General features: G+C 71.2%; 12 protein-coding genes. 10 read left to right on the forward strand and 2 right to left on the reverse strand.

The window, feature by feature from the left end; genetic code table 11:
- Window positions 1–95: 95 nt before the first annotated feature.
- Together BP68_RS03730 and BP68_RS03735 are read right to left on the reverse strand one after the other, a co-directional pair.
- Window positions 96–2,174, reverse strand: a complete 2,079-nt coding sequence (locus BP68_RS03730) for a TonB-dependent copper receptor (RefSeq protein WP_496369263.1) — start codon at window positions 2,172–2,174, stop codon at window positions 96–98.
- 109 nt (window positions 2,175–2,283) lie between these two features.
- Window positions 2,284–2,679: a hypothetical protein gene (locus BP68_RS03735; RefSeq protein WP_496369264.1), complete on the reverse strand. Its 396-nt coding sequence runs from the start codon at window positions 2,677–2,679 to the stop codon at window positions 2,284–2,286.
- 103 nt (window positions 2,680–2,782) lie between these two features.
- On the opposite strand from BP68_RS03735, the gene BP68_RS03740 reads away from it, so the two are divergent.
- From BP68_RS03740 to BP68_RS03785, 10 genes are all read left to right on the forward strand, one after another.
- A complete protein-coding gene (locus BP68_RS03740) occupies window positions 2,783–3,268 on the forward strand; it encodes an NUDIX hydrolase (RefSeq protein WP_496369266.1) in 486 nt (161 codons plus the stop codon).
- A gap of 64 nt (window positions 3,269–3,332) precedes the next feature.
- Window positions 3,333–4,445 carry a tRNA 2-thiouridine(34) synthase MnmA gene (gene mnmA / locus BP68_RS03745; protein WP_496369267.1) on the forward strand — a complete coding sequence of 371 codons (1,113 nt, stop codon included), beginning with the start codon at window positions 3,333–3,335 and terminating at the stop codon, window positions 4,443–4,445.
- A 245-nt stretch (window positions 4,446–4,690) separates the two neighbouring features.
- Window positions 4,691–6,352 carry an L-lactate permease gene (locus BP68_RS03750; RefSeq protein WP_496369268.1) on the forward strand — a complete coding sequence of 554 codons (1,662 nt, stop codon included), beginning with the start codon at window positions 4,691–4,693 and terminating at the stop codon, window positions 6,350–6,352.
- A 360-nt stretch (window positions 6,353–6,712) separates the two neighbouring features.
- Window positions 6,713–7,201, forward strand: a complete 489-nt coding sequence (gene bcsD, locus BP68_RS03755) for a cellulose biosynthesis protein BcsD (RefSeq protein ID WP_496369269.1) — start codon at window positions 6,713–6,715, stop codon at window positions 7,199–7,201.
- A 38-nt stretch (window positions 7,202–7,239) separates the two neighbouring features.
- On the forward strand, window positions 7,240–7,830 hold the full coding sequence (gene bcsP / locus BP68_RS03760) for a cellulose biosynthesis protein BcsP (RefSeq protein ID WP_496369270.1): 591 nt from the start codon (window positions 7,240–7,242) through the stop codon (window positions 7,828–7,830).
- Window positions 7,827–8,618 (forward strand): cellulose biosynthesis protein BcsQ, encoded by a 792-nt coding sequence (gene bcsQ / locus BP68_RS03765; protein ID WP_496369272.1) that lies wholly within the window; start codon window positions 7,827–7,829, stop codon window positions 8,616–8,618. The genes bcsP and bcsQ overlap by 4 nt, the downstream gene beginning before the upstream one ends.
- Before the next feature lie 2 nt (window positions 8,619–8,620).
- A complete protein-coding gene (bcsA, locus tag BP68_RS03770; protein ID WP_496369273.1) occupies window positions 8,621–10,831 on the forward strand; it encodes a UDP-forming cellulose synthase catalytic subunit in 2,211 nt (736 codons plus the stop codon).
- A gap of 19 nt (window positions 10,832–10,850) precedes the next feature.
- Window positions 10,851–13,145, forward strand: coding sequence for a cellulose biosynthesis cyclic di-GMP-binding regulatory protein BcsB (gene bcsB / locus BP68_RS03775; RefSeq protein WP_496369274.1), 2,295 nt, complete (start codon window positions 10,851–10,853; stop codon window positions 13,143–13,145).
- Between the two features lie 115 nt (window positions 13,146–13,260).
- A complete protein-coding gene (gene bcsZ, locus BP68_RS03780) occupies window positions 13,261–14,496 on the forward strand; it encodes a cellulose synthase complex periplasmic endoglucanase BcsZ (protein ID WP_496369276.1) in 1,236 nt (411 codons plus the stop codon).
- Window positions 14,463–18,746 (forward strand): cellulose biosynthesis protein BcsC, encoded by a 4,284-nt coding sequence (locus tag BP68_RS03785; RefSeq protein ID WP_496369278.1) that lies wholly within the window; start codon window positions 14,463–14,465, stop codon window positions 18,744–18,746. Before bcsZ ends, BP68_RS03785 begins: the two co-directional genes overlap by 34 nt.
- Window positions 18,747–18,771: the final 25 nt, after the last annotated feature.

The following is an 18,771-nucleotide window of genomic DNA, read 5'->3' on the forward strand; positions in this document are numbered from 1 at the left end:
CTGCTTGCGCTTGCCAGCAAAGGATTTCGGCATTGTTTGTGCATGAATTCCTTGTGCGGCAAGCGCAACAAGCTATCTTTTTTGCTGCGTGAACCCTAGAACTGCAGGTCCGCGCGCAGCCACAGCGCGCGGCCCGGCTCGTTGATGCGCACGCCGCCGGGGAAGCCGAAGCCGGCGTTGCCCGCCAGGTTCAGGTGCTCGGCGTAGGTCTTGTCCAGCAGGTTGTCCACCCCGGCGGCGAGCTTCAGGCGCTGGTCGACGCGGTAGCCCGCGTGCAGCGACAGCACGCCGAAGCCGGCGCTGGCGCCCAGGTCGCGGCCCACCACGTTGCCTTGACCCTTGGCATGGCGGTGCTGCGCGGCCACCAGCCGCCACAGGCCGCCGGCGCTCCAGGGTCCCTGCGCGTACTCCAGGCCCAGGCGCGCCTCCAGCGGCGGCATCTGGGGCAGGGGGCGGCCTTCGCTGCTGTTGCGGCCCCAGCCGTAGGCCAGCGTGCCCTGCGCCGTCCAGGCCGTGCCCAGGCGCCGGCTGGCGCCCAGCTCCAGCCCGGCCGTGCGCGCGTCCACGTTGCGCACCGCCGATTTCATGCCGCTGTAGTCGAACAGGATGTAGTCGCGCACCAGGCCCAGGTAGGCCGAGGTCCACAGCTGCCAGTCCGCGCCCTTCCACTGCGCGCCCAGGTCCAGCTGGGTGGTTTTCTCGGGGCGCAGCGTGGCGAAGGCGTTGCCGTTGGCGGCGGCGCTGTTGCCGGGGGAGATCAGCTCCCAGTAGTCGGGAAAGCGCTGCACATGTCCCAGCCCGGCGTAGACCAGCGCGCCCTGCGGCGCCAGCGTGCGCTCCCAGCGCACGAAGCCGCTGGGCAGGGCCGGGCGCGTGCGGTGGTCGGCGCCGGCCGCCGGGGCCATGCCGCCCATGCCGGTGGGCGCGGCATAGCGCCAGGCCTGGGCGCGGTCCAGGCGCAGGCCGCCCACCCAGCGCGTGTCGGCCTGGGCCTGCCACGACAGTTCAGCGAATGCGCCCAGGTTCTCGAACTTGGCGTCGCGCTGCCAGGGCTGGGCGGAATAGGGCTGCGCGGGCGAGCCCCGGCGCTTCTCGTGCGGGCTGCGCTGCGCGTCCAGCCCGGCCACCAGCTGCCAGTCCGGCTGCCACTGCAGCGTGGCGGCCAGGCGCGTGCCCTGGGTGTCGCGCCGCACGTTGCTGGCCATGGGCATGGACATGCTGCCGCCCGGTTGGAAGGGGCGCAGCGTGAAGTTGTCCATCACATGGTCGGCGCGGTTGCGGTAGAGCTGCGCCTCCAGCTTCGTCAGCCAGGGCGCGAGGTGGCGCTTCTCGAAGCGCAGGCCCCAGCTGTCGCGGCGGAACTGCGTGCCGTCCATGCCGCGCCCGCCGTAGCGCGCCTCGCCGTCGCCGGCGCCGGCGCTCAGCTCCAGCAGGGTGTCGGCGTCGGGCGTGAGGCCCAGCGCCACGTCGGTGTTCCACTTGTCCCAGGCCGAGGGCACGCGCCGGCCGTCGCCGTCCTCGTAGTCCTGGCCGTGGGAATGGTTGGCCGTCACGCGCAGGTACATGCGCGCGTTGCCGGCCTCCAGGTCGGCCGTCTGGTCGTTGCGGCCGGCGCTGGCGCCCAGCAGGCTGGCGCGAAAGCGCACGCCGGGCTCGGCGAAGTCGGGGCGCTCGCGATCGAAGCGCACCACGCCGGCCGACGCACCCGGCCCCCAGACGACGGTCTGCGGCCCCTTGACCACGGTGAGCGCGTCGTAGGTCTCGGGCGAGATGTAGGAGCTGGGCGCGTCCATGCGCCCGGGGCAGGCGCCCAGCAACTGCGTGCCGTTGGTCAGCAGCGGCAGGCGCGAGCCGAACTGGCCGCGGAACACCGGGTCGCTGTTGGAGCCGCCGCTGCGGATGGCCGAGAAGCCCGGAATGGTCTTGAGGTAGTCGGCCGCGTCGCTGGCCGGCACGGGCTGGCGCGGCTGCCGGGGGTCGGCCACCACCTGCACGGGCGAATGGTCGTGCACGGCCGTGACGACCACGCCGCGCAGGGTGCGCTCGGGCGGCGTGTCCGCCGTGTCAAAGGCCAGCGCCGGGCCGGCCAGCAGCAGCGCGCAGGCCAGGGCGCAGGGGGTGGGGTGCGGCCGCGCGCCATGCGGCGCGGGTGCAGGGAAACGAAGAAAAGTCATGGGTGATCCACGCCCGAGCGCCGCCCGGCCGCGGGGCGGCGCGGCGGCGTTCAGGCAAAAAACAACGGAAGGCTCCGGGCCGCTCAGGGGCCGGCGGGGTCGGTCGCAGTCAGGCGTGGACGGGAGGCGGCCCGCGCGGGGGCAGCGGCGCCCGCGCCTGCCAGGCCGGTACGGCCGGCGTGCGGCCGGGGCGCGCCTGGAGGCCCAGCGGGGCGGGCGGGCGCGCGGCGGCCAGCGCCTGCGCCGGCGGCGTGCCCAGGGCAATGCACAGCAGGCAGCCGGGGTCGGCGTGGTGGTTGCCGGGTGCGCCGGACGCGCCGGATGCAGCATGGGCCGGAGGGCCGCCGGAGGGCGCGGCAAAGCACACGTCCAGGTGCGCCAGGTCCAGAACGGGCAGCGCCTGCCGCACCTGCACGTTGGCCCACAGCGCCGTCAGCCACGCGAGCACGAACACCGCGAGGACCGCGGTGCCCAGGCGTCGGCAATGGCGAATGCGCTGCAGCATGGGGAGAGCATTATCCCGAGCGCGGGGCGTCCGGGGCGCGGTGGAGCTTGACCCAGCGCAAGCCGTCAGGAACTGTCCACATGCGCTGGTGATAATCGCCGCCATGCCAAACCGCTGGAAACCCAACGTCACCGTGGCCGCCATCGTCGAGCGCGAGGGCCGCTTTCTGTTCGTCGAGGAAGACACGGCCGACGGGCTGCGGCTGAACAACCCCGCGGGCCACCTGGACCCCGGCGAGTCGCCCATCCAGGCCTGCGTGCGCGAGGTGCTGGAGGAGACGGCCTACGACTTCGAGCCCACGGCCCTGGTGGGCGTGTACCTGAACCGCTTCACGCGCACGCGCACGGGCGACGACATCACCTACCTGCGCTTCGCGTTCGCCGGCACCGTGGGCGCCCACCACGCCTGGCGCACGCTGGACGACGGCATCCTGCGCGCCGTGTGGCTCACGCCCGACGAGCTGCGCAGCAGCAGCGCGCGCCACCGCAGCCCGCTGGTGCTGCAGTCCATCGAGGACTACCTGGCCGGGCGGCGCGCGCCCCTGGCGCTGATCCACACCGACGCCAGCGTGCTGCAGCCGCCGCGCTGAGGCCGCGCCCGGCCGCTTGACCCCATGCACCGCCCGGCAGGGGCGGGCGGGGATAATTCCGCCCATGACGAAACACCGGGTCGTGGTGGGCCTGTCGGGGGGCGTGGACTCCGCCGTCACGGCGCACCTTCTCAAGCAACAGGGCCACGAGGTGGTCGGCATCTTCATGAAGAACTGGGAAGATGACGACGACAGCGAATACTGCTCCAGCCGCCAGGACTTCCTGGACGCGGCCAGCGTGGCCGACGTGCTCGGCATCGAGATGGAGCATGTGAACTTCGCGTCCGAATACAAGGACCGCGTGTTCGCCGAGTTCCTGCGCGAATACCAGGCCGGGCGCACGCCCAACCCGGACGTGCTGTGCAACGCCGAGATCAAGTTCAAGGCCTTCCTGGACCACGCCATGCGCCTGGGCGCCGAGAAGATCGCCACCGGCCACTACGCGCGCGTGCGCCAGAACCCGGCCACGGGCCTGTTCGAGCTGCTCAAGGGGCTGGACCCGTCCAAGGACCAGAGCTACTTCCTGCACCGCCTGAACCAGGCGCAGCTGTCCAAGACGCTGTTCCCCGTGGGCGAGCTGCACAAGACCGAGGTGCGCCGCATCGCCACCGAGATCGGCCTGCCCAACGCCAAGAAGAAGGATTCGACGGGCATCTGCTTCATCGGCGAGCGGCCGTTCCGCGACTTCCTTAACCGCTACATCAGCCATGCACCCGGCCCCATCCTGGACGAGCGGGGCCGCAAGCTGGGCCGCCATGTGGGCCTGTCGTTCTACACGCTGGGCCAGCGCCAGGGGCTGGGCATCGGCGGCGTGAAGGACAAGGGCGCGGCCCGCGGGGCGGGCGACCATGCGCCGTGGTTCGTGGCACGCAAGGAACTCGACACCAACACCCTGCGCGTGGTGCAGGGCCATGACCATCCCTGGCTGCTGTCGCACCGGCTCGATGCGCTGCAGGCCAGCTGGGTCGCCGGCCATCCACCGGCCACGGGCGAGTGCGCGGCCAAGACGCGCTACCGCCAGCAGGATGCCGCCTGCACCGTGCTGGCCGCGCAGGGCGAGGCGTTCAGCCTGCAGTTCCCCGAGGCCCAGTGGGCCGTGACGCCGGGCCAGTCCGCCGTGCTCTACGACGGCGAGGTGTGCCTGGGCGGCGGCGTGATCGCGGCCGTCGCCGGCTGACCCCTTCCCGTCCCGCTTCTCCGCGTCAGTCCAGGCACCCGCGCGGCCCGCTGCGCCGCTGGGTCGACCCTGCGGCCCTGGCGGGCTTGTGAAATTGATTCATGCGGCGGCGCAGCATTTTTCACGCTGCACGGCTGCCGAAGTTTCTACAGTCTCTCCCGCGCCGCACCTGTCGGCCCCGTGCGGGGAACGATGTGCCTGGCGTTCCCCTCCAATATCTGGACAACAACACGGAGACAAGACCTATGGTCTGGCAGCAAATCTACGACCCGTTCGGGAACATGGTCATCTCCACCGCGCTCGCCGCGATACCGGTGGTGGTCATGCTCGCGGCCCTGGGGTTCTTTCACATCAAGGCGCATATCGCGGCAGGCATGGGCCTGGTGGCGGCGCTCATCGTGGCCGTCTTCGCCTATGGCATGCCGGCCGACATGGCCGGCCGAGCGGCGGTGTTCGGCGGCTTCACCGGCCTGCTGCCCATCGGCTGGATCGTGCTGAACATCATCTTCCTGCACCAGCTCACCGAGCAGAACGGCAGCTTCGCCGTGCTGCAGGATTCGCTCTCGGGCATCACGGAGGACCGCCGCATCCAGCTGCTCTTGATCGCCTTCTGCTTCGGCGCCTTCTTCGAGGGCGCGGCGGGCTTCGGCACGCCGGTGGCGGTGACGGCGGCCATCCTGATCGGCCTGGGCTTCTCGCCGCTGGCGGCCTCGGGCCTGTCGCTGATCGCCAATACGGCGCCCGTGGCCTTCGGCGCCCTGGGCACGCCGGTGATCACGCTGGCCAAGGTGCACGGCTACGACCTGATGGAAGTCACGGCCATGATCGGCCGCCAGCTGCCCTTCTTCTCGCTGCTGGTGCCGTTCTGGCTCATCTGGGCCTTCGCCGGGCGCAAGGGCATGTGGGAGATCTGGCCTGCCATCCTGGTGACGGGGCTGTCGTTCGCCATTCCGCAGTACCTGGTGTCCAACTTCATCGGGCCGGAGCTGGTGGACATCATCGCCGCCATCGTCTCCATGATCTGCCTGGTGGCTTTCCTGCGCGTGTGGAAGCCCAAGACGGTGTGGACCTCGCCCTCGCTGCGCGGCCACGACCCCAGCGCCGCCGAGGCCAAGCCGCCGCAGCCGGTCAAGCGCCACAGCACCCAGGCGCTGGTGGCCGCCTGGACGCCGTGGATCATCCTGTCGGTGTTCGTCTTCATCTGGGGCCTGCCCTCGGTCAAGGCCTGGCTCAACGGCATCTTTGCGCCCGCCTTCCCCATGGCCGGGCTGCACAACCTGATCGAGAAGGTGCCGCCCGTGGTGCCCACGCCCCACAAGGAGGCCGCCGTCTACACGCTGAACCTGCTGTCGGCCACCGGCACGGGCATCTTGCTCTCGGCCGTGGTGAGCGCGCTGGTCATGAAGTACAACCCGGTGGCCATCGTCACCACGTTCTTTCGCACCTTCTGGCTGGTGCGCTACTCGCTGCTCACCATCGTGCTGATGCTGGCGCTGGGCACGCTGACCCGCTATTCGGGCACCGACACCACGCTGGGCCTGGCCTTTGCCAACACCGGTGTGCTCTACCCGTTCTTCGGCACGCTCATGGGCTGGATCGGCGTGGCGCTCACGGGCTCGGACACGGCCAGCAACGTGCTCTTCGGCGGCATGCAGAAGGTGGCGGCCGAGCAACTGGGCCTGTCGCCCAACCTGATGGGCGCGGCCAACAGCTCGGGCGGCGTGATGGGCAAGATGATCGACGCACAGTCCATCGTCGTGGCCTCCACCGCCACGCGCTGGTTCGACCATGAGGGCGACATCCTGCGTTACGTGTTCTTCCACTCCATCGCGCTGGCCTGCCTGGTGGGCCTGTATGTGACGATGCAGGCCTATGTCTGGCCGTTCACGCTGATGGTCGTGCACTGATCCATTCCAGCGGATTCGATCCACAACAGGCGCCTCGGGCGCCTGTTGTTATTTCTGGTGGCAGTAGCTATGTTAATTTTTGTCATCAATCCATGTACTTCAATAGATTAATGCTATTTATTGATTGGTGGCGCGTTGTGCTCTCGTTGTAACGCTTGGCGAACCATGGGCAGGACCCGCAGACCATGGAGCTTCGCCTTGCCTGCGGCATGGGTCTGTCATATGACCGGATTCCAATCATGCTTGCAATCCTGTTGATTAATAGCAATTGACTATCGTGTTTCCATATATTTCAGATAAAGTCATTTGAAACCATTGGCACGCCCCATCCGTTGGGAAGTCGTTGCCCCGTATGCAGTCATGACCACCTCAACCACCCTTGGGGGCGAACAGCCCGGCTCCATGGAGTCTGCCCATATCCATCGTTTGCAGTGCTCTCGCCAATGGCGCGGCTTTCTGGCCGCGCTGGGGGAGGAGTTCGTTTCCGCCTTGCCGCCACAGGAGTTGACGATGCTCATGGCGCGCATCGGCATGCGCTTCGCCGCCGAGCATCCACTGCCGGCCAGCGACACGGTGCAGGGGCTGCAGGACTCCATGAACCGCGTATGGGATGCGCTGGACTGGGGCGCCGCGGAGCTGGGGCAAAGCCCGTCGGGCATGGAGATCGCGCACAGATTCTCGCCCTTGGCCGCTGCGTTCGGCGAACCGCAGGCGCCGTGGGCCACGGGCTTTCTGCAGGGGGCGTACCAGCAGTGGTTCGATGCCGCCGGCGGGGGCGGGCTGCGGGTGGAGGTTGCCGCAGCGGCGGATGTCCTGGGGTCGGCGCGCTTGCGGCTGGTGGCGGCCTGAAGGCCCGTGGCCTTGTGTAAGGGAAGAAAGGGCATCGCATGCAGCAACCTGAAGACATCGCGCATCTGTACCAAGAGTTCGGCGGGCGGCCCGAGACCTATCGTGAAATCACGCGCACGCGCGCTGCCCAGCAGGCGCGCGAGCGCTGGCCGCTGATCTCGGCGCTGGAGGAGCTGTCCGCCGGCGTGCCGCCGGTGCGCCAGGACGAGGCATCGGGCGCGCCGCCCCATGCGTGGCATGCGCCGCAGCGGGCGGTGCCGCCCGCACCGCCGGCACGGACCGAATTGCCGGGCGGGCCCGTGGAGCCCACCGGGCCTTTGCCCGATGCGGCGCCAGCGGTGAAGCCTGCCGTGAGCGGCGCTTCCGCGTCTCCTTCCCTGTTGTGGGGCCGTGCGGCGTTGCCTCCCGCCGCCGCAGCGCCTGTGGCGGCCCCTGCTCCTGCGGCCCCGGTGGCGGCGGCTCCCGCGCCGCCCCCTGCCGCTGCGCCCACCCAGGGGGGCGCCACCCTGCAGAGCCCATCGCCGTTGTCGCGCCTCGCGCGGCCGCCCGCCCCACCCGAGCCTGCCGCGCAGCCGGCGGGTCTGCAGCAGGTCTTTGCCCGGCTGCTGGGCTCGAGAAACCGCGCATGAAGATCCTGACCATTGCATCGGCCAAGGGCGGCGTCGGCAAGACCACGGTGACCGAGAACCTGGCCGTGGCCCTGGCACGGCAGACGGGCTGCACCGTCCTCGCCGTCGATCTGGACCCCCAGAATGCCCTGGCCCTGCACCTGGGGCTGGGCCCGCAGGAGCTGCGCGGCTTGTCGCGCGCCAGCCTGGCCGGCCAGGACTGGCGCGACTCCTGTTTCGAGCGCCAGCCGGGCCTGTACGTGCTGCCCTTCGGCGCGGTGACCGAGGAAGACCGCGTGGCGCTGGAAGCGCAGATCAGCAGCCGGCCCCGCTGGCTGATCGACCACCTGCAGGGGCTGCAGCTGCCGCCGGACTCCCTGGTGCTGCTGGACACGCCGCCCGGCCCTTCGGCGTATGGCCGCCAGGCGCTCAGCATCGCCCACTGGGTGATGGTGGTGATGCTGGCGGACGCCGCCTCCTACGCCACGCTGCCGCTCATGCAGCGGCTGGTGCAGGCCTACTGCACGCCGCGCGATGACTTCGTGGACCAGCTTTACCTGCTGAACCAGGTGAACTCCGCGCGCCAGCTCTCCCAGGACATCCTGCGCGTGCTGCGCGAGGCCGTGGGGCCGCGCTTCGTGGGCGCCATCCACGCCGACGAGGCCGTGCCCGAGGCCCTGGCCCTGGGCATGAGCGTGCTCGACTATGGCGTGCACAGCCAGGCCAGCCACGACATCCTGGCCTGCGCGGCCTCGGTGGCCGCGCGCATGCAGGCCGGACCCGTGCCCGTGGCGCGCGCGGAGGCCTAGCCATGGCGACCGACCACAAGACCGTCGCCGACGGTATCGCCGACCGCGACCCGCGCAGCTTCGAGGCGCGCTGGCGCATGCGCGTGCACCGCATCGCCGACCAGCCGCTGTGGAATCACCCCCTGGCCCGGCTGGCGGCCGCGCTGCTGGCGGCGCTGCTGTTCGCCATCGTGGTGAGCGTGCCGCTCGACCTGACGGGGCAGCTGTTCTTCTCCGCCGGCAGCTTCATGGTGGCGCTGTTGCTCAACCGCACGCCGGGGCGCCTGAGCACGCTGGCCATGATCGTGCTGTCGATCACCGCGTCCACGCGCTACATGTACTGGCGCATGACCGACACCGTCGGCTTCACCAACCTGCTGGATGCCTGCTTCGGCTTCGGCCTGCTGCTGGCCGAGCTGTACGCCTTCCTGGTGCTGCTGATCGGCTACTTCCAGACGGCCTGGCCGCTGCAGCGGCGGCCCGTGCCCATGCCGCAAGACGTGGCCACCTGGCCCGCCGTCGACGTGTTCGTGCCCACCTACAACGAACCGCTGGAGGTGGTGAAGCAGACCGTGTTCTCCGCCATGCAGATGGACTGGCCCGCCGACCGGCTGCATGTGTACGTGCTCGACGACGGCCGCCGCGACGAATTCCGCGACTTCTGCGCCGAGCTGGGCGTGGGCTACCTCACGCGCGACAACAACGCCCACGCCAAGGCCGGCAACATCAACCAGGCCCTGGCCGTGACGAACTCGGAATATGTGGCCATCTTCGACTGCGACCACATTCCCACGCGCTCCTTCCTGCAGGTCTGCATGGGCTGGTTCGTCCGCGACCCCAAGCTGGCGATGCTGCAGACGCCCCACCACTTCTTCTCGCCCGACCCCTTCGAGAAGAACCTGAACACCTTCCACTCCATGCCCAACGAGGGCGAGCTGTTCTACGGCATCGTGCAGGACGGCAACGACCTGTGGAACGCCGCGTTCTTCTGCGGCTCGTGCGCCGTCATCAAGCGCGCGCCGCTGCTCGAAGTGGGTGGCGTGGCCGTGGAAACCGTGACCGAAGACGCGCACACCGCGCTCAAGCTCAGCCGCAAGGGCTACAACACGGCCTACCTCGAACTGCCCCAGGCCGCGGGACTGGCGACGGAAAGCCTCTCGGCCCACGTGGGCCAGCGCATCCGCTGGGCGCGCGGCATGGCGCAGATCTGCCGCGTGGACAACCCGCTGTTCGGGCCGGGCCTGCAGCTGGGCCAGCGCCTGTGCTACTTCAACGCCATGCTGCACTTCTTCTACGGGCTGCCGCGGCTGGTGTTCCTCACGGCGCCGCTGGCCTACCTGTTCTTCAGCGCCCATGTGTTCCAGGCCACGGCGGCCATGATCACGGCCTACGCGCTGCCCCACCTGATGCACGCCAGCATCACCAACTCGCGCATCCAGGGGCGCTTTCGCTACTCGTTCTGGAACGAGGTCTACGAGTCGGTGCTGGCCTGGTACATCATGCGCCCGGTGCTCGTGGCCTTCGTGAATCCCAAGCTGGGCAAGTTCAACGTCACGGCCAAGGGCGGGGTGATCGAGCAGGCCTACTTCGACTGGTCCATCGCCCGGCCCTACCTGATCCTGCTGGTGCTCAACCTGCTGGGCTTCGCCGTGGGCATCTGGCGCATGGTGGCCGTGGGGCCCTCGTCCGAGGTGTTCACCACGCTGGTCATCAACATGGTCTGGACGGCCTACAACATCATCCTCACCAGCGCCAGCCTGGCCGTGGCCAGCGAGACGCGCCAGGTGCGCAGCACGCCGCGCGTGACGGCCGTGCTGCCGGCCGCGCTGCGCTTTGCCGACGGCAAGACCCTGATGTGCGAGACCGACGACTTCTCGCAAAGCGGCGTGGGCCTGCGCGTGCCGCCCGACCTCCGGCTGGAGGCGGGCAGCCAGGTGCATGTCTCGCTGTTCCGCTCCGACGAGGAGGGCACCTTCCCCGCCGAGGTCACCTTCAGCGGCGGCGGCCGTCTGGGCCTGCGCTTTGACGGGCTGAGCCTGCAGCAGCAGGCCGACATCGCGCGCCTGACCTTCGCGCGCGCCGACGCCTGGATCGACTTCTGGGGCAACCGCCAGCACGACAAGCCGCTCACCTCGCTCAAGAGCGTGATGGTGATCGGCGTGCGCGGCCTGGGCCAGGTCGCCGCCAACACGCTGAACATCCTGCGCGGCCGGCGCGAAGTGGTGTCCAAGTAATGCACATCGAAGACAAGCCATGACCGAGACCATCCGTATCCCCAGGCGCATGGCGCCCGTCCTCGCCGCCATCGCCCTGCTGTCGGCACCCTGGTCGGGTCCCGGCGGCGCGCTGGCCCAGCCCGCGCCCGCCGCCTCGGCGCAGCCCGAGACGCCGCTCGCCGCGGGGCGCAACCACCAGGTGACGTTCCGCCAGCTGGGTGCCGTGTTCCCGCTGCAGCTGCGCGGCGTGCAGGGCTCCAGCGGCGTGCAGTTCGGGGTGCGCGGCGACGAGGTGGTCACGCGCGCGCGCCTGCACCTGAACTATGCGTATTCGCCCGCGCTGCTGGCCGACATCTCGCACCTGCGCGTGCTGGTCAACGAGCAGGTCGTCGCCACCATTCCCGTGCCCAACGCGCAGGGCGGGCAGAGCCTGCAGAAGGTGATCGACATCCCCACGCGCCTGATCGGCGAGTTCAACCGCCTGAACGTCGAGCTGATCGGCCACTACACGATGGAGTGCGAGGACCCCGCGCATACCAGCCTGTGGGCCAACGTGGGCAACGACAGCATGCTGGAGCTGTCGGTCAGCCCGCTGACGCTGGCCAACGACCTGGCCTTCCTGCCCGAACCCTTCTTCGACCGGCGCGACGCGCGCCCGCTTCACCTGCCCATCGTGTTCACGCGCGCCCCCGATGCGGCGCAGCTGGAGGCCGCGGGCACCATCTCGTCGTGGTTCGGTGCGCTGGCGGGCTTTCGCGGCGCGTCCTTCCCCGCCTCCGTGGGGCAGATTCCGCCCAAGGGCCATGCCGTGGTGCTGGCGCTGGGCGCGGAGGGCGTGCCGGGCGTGAGCCTGCCCGCCGCGGGCGGCCCCACGGTCACCATGGCCAACCATCCGACCGACCCCGCCGCCAAGCTGCTCGTCATCAGCGGCCGCGACGCGCAGGAGCTCAAGCGCGCCGCCACGGCCCTGGCCGTGGGCGCCCCGGCGCTCTCGGGCGCGACGGCCGTGGTGTCGGAGTTCAAGCAGATCGCGGCGCGCAAGCCCTACGATGCGCCCAACTGGCTGGCGAGCGACCGCCCGGTCAAGTTCGGCGAGCTGGCGCAGGCCGACATGCTGAGCGTGTCCGGCTACTCGCCGGACCTCATCCGCGTGAACTTCCAGGTGCCGCCCGACCTGTTCGCGTGGCGCCAGCAGGACATTCCCGTGCACCTCAAGTACCGGTACACGGCGCCGAACGAGACCACCAAGTCCACGCTGAACATCAACGCCAACGCGCAGTTCCTGCGCGCGCTGCCGCTGCGTGCGGCCAACCATGAAGCGCCCAGCCGGTTGGACCGCTGGCTGAACAAGGTCATGCCCACGGGCGACCTGCTGCCGGCGGAGGACTTCTTCAGCGTGCCGCTGTTCAAGCTGCCCGCGCGCAGCCAGCTGCAGTTCCACTACTTCCACGAGATCAAGAAGGAAGGCGCCTGCAAGGACGTGCTGCTGGACAACGTGCGCGGCACCGTGGAGCCCGACTCCACCATCGACATCACGGGCTTCTCGCACTTCCTGGCCATGCCCGACCTGGCGGCCTTCGGCAACAGCGGCTTCCCGTTCAGCCGCCTGGCGGACCTGTCGGAGTCGGCCGTGGTGCTGCCGGCCCGGCCCGAGCAGGGCGACTACAGCGCCTACCTGTCGCTCATGGGCCTGATGGGCAACGTGACCGGCTATCCCGCGCATGCCGTCACCGTGGCGCTCGGCGAAGGGCAGATGGAGGCGCTGGCGGGCAAGGACCTGCTGGTCATCGCCAGCGGCGCCAACGCGCCGCTGCTGGAACAGTGGGCCGAGCACCTGCCGTTCAGCCTGAAGGCGAACACCAAGGGCTTTCGCCTGTCGGACTACGCCTCGCGCCTGCTCAACTGGTGGGACCCGGACCAGCGCGACCGCGTCAAGCCGGGCCGCAACGAGATCGTGTTCACCAGCGCCAGCACCGACGCGGTGATCGCGGGCTTCGAGTCGCCCCTGCAAAGCGGGCGCAGCGTGGTGCTGCTGGCCAGCAACCAGGCCTCGGGCCTGCAGCAGGCCATCGCGGCGCTGCTCAACCCCGACCTGCTCAAGCACATCCAGGGCAGCGCGGCGGTCGTGCGCGGCAAGCAGGTGAGCAGCCTGGTGGCCGAGCAGACCTACCACGTCGGGCAGCTGGACCCGGTCACGCGCGTGCGGTGGTGGCTGTCGCGCCACCCGCTGGCCCTGATCGTGCTGGGCGTGGCGGCGGCGGCCCTCATCGCCTTCATGCTGTACATCGTGCTGCGCGCCCGCGCCCGCGCACGGCTCCAGGCGAAGGGCTGAGACAATGCAACTTTAGGAGCTGTTCACGCTTGTACTTCAAGGATTTCAAGGTGATTCGATGCTGAGATCCAGGTATGACAAGCGCAAACAGCTCCTGAATTTGATGCAACCGCCCATGCCATCCACCGCCCGCAGCCCCGACACGACACGACCCCGCGCGCCGCGCCATGCGCTGCGCGCGCTGGGCCTGTGGTGCGCGCTGCTGCCCGCGGCCATGGCCCAGGAGTCCTGCCCGGCCGCCGCCTGGCCGCTGTGGGACCAGTTCGTGCAGCGCTTCGTGCAGGCCGACGGGCGGGTCATCGACTACGCCACCGCGCAGCAGCACTCCACGTCCGAGGGGCAGTCCTACGCCATGTTCTTCGCCCTGGTGGCGCGCGACCGCGCGCGCTTCGACCAGCTCTGGGCGTGGAGCATCGCCAACCTCGCGGGCGGCGACATCGGCGCGCGCCTGCCGGCCTGGCAATGGGGGCGGCAGGCCGACGGCACCTGGGGCGTGATCGACGCCAATCCCGCGTCCGACGCCAACCTCTGGTTCGCCTACGCCCTGGCCGAGGCCGGCCGCGTCTGGCGCGAGCCGCGCTACACGGCGCAGGCACGCACGCTGCTCGCCCAGGTCGCGGTGGAGGAGGTGGCCGACCTGCCGGGCCTCGGCCCCACGCTGCTGCCCGCGTCCAAGGGCTTCGCGGTGCGCGGCAGCGAGGGCCGCCTGTGGCGGCTCAACTCCAGCTACCTGCCCGTGCCGCTGCTGCGCGCATTCGAGCGGCTCGACCCCCAGGGCCCCTGGAAGGCCGTCGGCGCCAGCTTCCAGCGCGTGCTGGAGGGCACCACGCCCAAGGGCTTCGCCGCCGACTGGGTCGCCTACCAGGTGCCGGAGGGCGCCACGCGCGGGGCCTTCGTGCGCGACCCGGACAAGGGCGACACCGGCAGCTACGACGCCATCCGCACCTACCTCTGGGCCGGCATGACGCCGCGCTCGGACCCGCTGGCGCCGGTGCTGCGCCGCCGGCTCGGCGGCATGGCCGACGCGCTGCGCACGGCCGCCGTGCCCCCCGAAAAGGTGCTGACCGCCAGCGGCCAGGCCGACGGCCAGGGGCCCGTGGGCTTCTCGGCGGCGCTGCTGCCCTACCTGCAGACCCTGGGCGCCAAGGCCGCGCTGAAGGGACAGCAAGAGCGCGTGCGCACGCAGCTGCTGGAGGCGCCACCCGGTGGCCAGCCCCCTTATTACGACCAGGTCCTCGGCCTCTTCGGCACGGGCTGGATGGAACAACGCTATCAATTCCTGCCCTCGGGCAGGCTGCAATTACGCTGGGAAAAGGCATGTCCGCACAAAAGCGCCACCACCACACCCTGATCCTGGGGCTGATCGCCTCGCTGGGCGGCCCGATGGCCCAGGCGCAGGATGCGGGCACCAAGACGCTGATCGAGCAAGGCCAGTACTGGCAGTCGCGCGGCGACGCCCAGCGCGCCATGGACAGCTGGCAAAAGCTGCTGCGCGTGGACCCGAACCAGCCCGACGCCCTGTACGGCATGGCCCGCGCGCAACTGCAGGAGCAGCGCGCGGACGAGGCCCAGCGCTACCTGGAGCAGCTGCGCCGCGCCCATCCAGGCCACCGCCTCGTGGAGCGGCTGCAGCAGGAAATCGCCGTCCAGCGCAACAGCGCGCAGGTGCAGCAGGCGCGCGACCTCGCGCGAACCGGCCAGGCCGAACAGGCCATGAGCAGCTACCAGGCGGCGCTGGGCAAGCAGGCGCCCACGGGGCCGCTGGCGCTGGAGTATTACCAGACGCTGGGCGGCACCTCCGGCGGGTGGGACGAGGCGCGGCGCGGGCTGGAGCGCCTGGCGCGCGAATCGCCCGATGACGCCAAGATCTCGCTGGCCCTGGCCCAGCACCTCACCTACCGCGAGTCCACGCGGCGCGAGGGCATCGCGCAGCTCGCGCGCCTGTCCAACCACCCCGAAGTGGGCAAGGCCGCCACCGACAACTGGCGCAAGGCCCTGGCCTGGACGGGCAGCCGCACGGCCGACATCCCGCTGTACCAGGTCTTCCTGCGCGCCCACCCCGGCGACGAGGCCGTGGCCGCGCGGCTGCGCGAGATCGAGGCGCGCCAGCGCACCGCGCGCAGCGAGGCCGTGGCCACGCGCGACCCGCTGCGCCAGCGCAGCACCGAGGGCTTCAAGGCGCTGGAGGACGGCGACCTCGAGGCCGCCGAGGCCGATTTCCGCAGTGTGCTGGAGGTCCGCCCCAACGACGGCGACGCGCTGGGCGGCATGGGCGTGCTGCGCCTGCGCCAGGAGGAGTTCACCCAGGCGCGCAGCTACCTGGAGCGGGCCGTCCGCCAGGGCTCGCCCGCGCGCTGGAAGTCGGCCCTCAACAGCGCCACCTACTGGACGCTGATCGAACAGGCCCGCACCGCGCGGGACGCCGGCGAGCGCGACAGCGCGCGCCAGCTGCTGGAACAGGCCGTGCGCCTGGACCCCAAGGAGATCACCGCCCAGAACGACCTGGCCGACGTGCTGGCCGAGCTGGGCCAGCTCGAAGCCGCCGAGGCCGCCTACCGCCGCGTGCTGGCGCGCCAGGCCGACAACCCCGACGCCCTGCGCGGCTTGGTGGGCGTGCTGTCGCAGACCGGCAAGGCCGCCGAGGCGCTGCAGCTGGTCGAGCGCCTCACGCCCAGCCAGCAGGAAAAGGTGGGCGCCCTGGGCCGCCTGCGCGCCACGCAGGCCCTGGGCCAGGCCCGCGCCGCCGCCGAGCGGGGGGACGACAACGCGGCGCGCATCGCCCTCGAGGACGCGCTGCTCAACGACCCCGGCAACCCCTGGGTGCGGCTGGACCTGGCGCGGCTGTACCTGAAGATGGGCGCGATGAACGAGGCGCGCGGCGTGATGGACGGGCTGCTGGTGTCCAACCCCCACATGCCCGAGGCGCTGTACGCCAGCGCCCTGCTGGCGTCCGAGGCGCGCGACTGGGCCGGCGCGCTGGCCACGCTGGAGCGCATCCCCGAGAAGAACCGCACGCGCGACATCGCCGCGCTGCAAAAGCGCGTCTGGGTGCATGTGCAGGCGGACGCCGCCGCCGCCCTGGGCCGCGAGGGCCGCGTGCAGCAGGCCCAGGCCCTGCTGGCCCAGGCCGAGCCCTTCGTGCTGCAGGACCCCGAGCTGCTGGGCGCCGTGGCCCTGGCCTACGCCGACGCGGGCGACCCGAACCGCGCGCTGGCCATGGTGCGCGAGATGCTGGCGCGCACGCCGCGCCCCGACACCGGCCTGCGCCTGCAGTACGCCGCGGCGTTGCTCAAGACGCACCAGGACGTGGAGCTGGCCGGCATCCTGCGGCAGCTGCAGTCCACGCCCATGTCGGCCCAGGAGCGGCGCGGCTACGAGGACATCCGCGTGGGCTACATCCTGCGCCAGGCCGATGCGCTGCGCAGCGGCGGCGACCTGGCCTCGGCCTACGACACCCTGGCCCCGCTGCTGGCCGAGCGTCCCAACGATCCCGAGGTGGTCGGCACGCTGGCCCGCATGTACGCCGACCATGGTGACCACACGCAGGCCATGCAGCTGTACCACCGGCTGCTGGAGAAGGACCCGCGCAACCTCAAGCTGCTGCTGCCGGCCGCCACGGCCGCCACGGCCACCAAGGACTTCGCCTATGCGGAGTCCGCCATCCAGGTCGCGCTGCAGCTGGCACCCAACGACCCCGAGGTGCTGACGGCCGCCGGCCGCCTGTACCGGGCCAAGGGCCAGGCCACCAAGGCGGGGCAGTACTTCGCGGCCGCCATCGAGGCGGAAAACCGCCAGCGCGCCGTCCTGCTCGGGGCCGCGGGGCAGGGGGCCTCGGCCTGGAACGCGGCGGCGCCGGGCGGCAACCCCTTCCGCCGCACCGTGCCGGCCCACTGGGGCGGCCGCACCGCCTTCCCCTCGGCCGCGCCCCTGGCCGCCGCGCCCATGCCGGCCCCCGCCTACGCCGTGGCGCAGCCCGCCGCGGCGGGGCCGCAGCCCTACATTCCCCAACCGGCGGGGGGGGCGCGCTTCCCCGTGGCAGCGCCCGCCGCCGCGCCCCTGGCAACGCCGGCCAGCTACTACGCCGGCACGCCGGCGCCGGCAGCGCAGCCGGCCTCATCCGCTGCCGTGCCCAAGCAGGCCTCCGGCCGCTCGGGCAAGGCGGCCGCGCCGGCGCGCGCCCCGCTGCCGGCGGCGGCAGGGGCGGCCAGCCTGGCGCCCGCCGCGCCGGCCGGCTACGTGGCTCCGGCCGCCATGCCAACCGCCGCGTACCTGCCCCAGCCCGCCATGGGCCAGGTGGCGCCCCAGGCGGCCTATGCACCGGCGCCCGCGCCGTCGCTGTGGGCCACGGCCCCCATGGCCGCGCCGGCCGGACAACTGCCGCAGCCCGCGCGCCCGCGCTCGGCGCTCGACGAGCTGTCCGAGCTGCAGGAGGGCCGCACGCCCACGCTGTCCGTGGGCGTGGTCGGCCGCGCGCGCCAGGGCGAGTCGGGCATGAGCCGGCTGACCGACATGCAGGCGCCGGTGGAGCTGAAGTTCGGCGCCGGCGACGGCATGATGACCCTGCGCGCCACGCCGACGGGCGTCAGCTCCGGCACGCCCGACACCACCTACGGCACCCTGAGCCGCTTCGGCGGCGGCCCCGCCACGGCGCTGGACATGCCGCTGCGCTCGCCGGGCTCGCAGAACGACAGCGGCGTGGGCCTGGGCATCGGCTACGAGACGGCCGACCTGGCCGTGGACGTGGGCACCCTGCCGCTGGGCTTCCGCCAGAACGACATCATGGGCGGCGTGCGCTACCGCATGGGCCTGAGCGACCAGACCACCCTCACGGGCGAGCTGTCGCGCCGTCCGGTGACGGACAGCGTGCTCTCCTTCGCCGGCGCGCGCGATGCGCGCACGGGCGAGCGCTGGGGCGCGGTGTCCGCCAACGGCGGGCGCCTGGACCTGACATGGGACGACGGCAGCTTCGGCGCCTACGCCATCGGCGCCCTGCACAGCCTGCAGGGCCACAACGTCCGCTCCAACCACCGCGCCGAGCTGGGCGGCGGCATGTACTGGCGCATCCACCGCTCCACCGACGCCGCCTTCACCGCGGGCCTGAACTTCACGGGCCTGAGCTACGACAAGAACCTGCGCTACTTCACCTACGGCCATGGCGGCTACTTCAGCCCGCAGCAGTTCCTGGCCATGAGCGTGCCCTTCGACTGGGCGCAGCGCAGCGGCCGCCTGAGCTACCAGATCAAGGGCGCCCTGGGCGTGCAGTACTTCAAGGAAGACGCGGCGCCGTACTTCCCCACCAGCCGTTCGCGCCAGAGCGCGGCCGCGCAGGCCGCGAGCGACGCCGAGGCCTTCGGCGAGGTGGGCGGCAACACCACCGCCGTCTACCCGGGCCAGAGCAAGACCGGCCTGGGCTACAACCTGGGCGTGGCCATGGAATACCAGCTGCACCCGCAGCTGTTCCTGGGCAGCCACCTGTCGCTGGACAATGCGCGCAACTACCGCCAGTTCACGGGCGGGCTGTACGTGCGCTACGCGCTGCAGCCCTACACGGGGCGCCAGGCGCTGCCGGTGAATCCGCTGAAGTCGCCGTACGCGTTCTGACGGGCACCCCGGTAAAGAAAAATCC

It is taken from the genome of Diaphorobacter oryzae DSM 22780 (genome assembly GCF_059568935.1).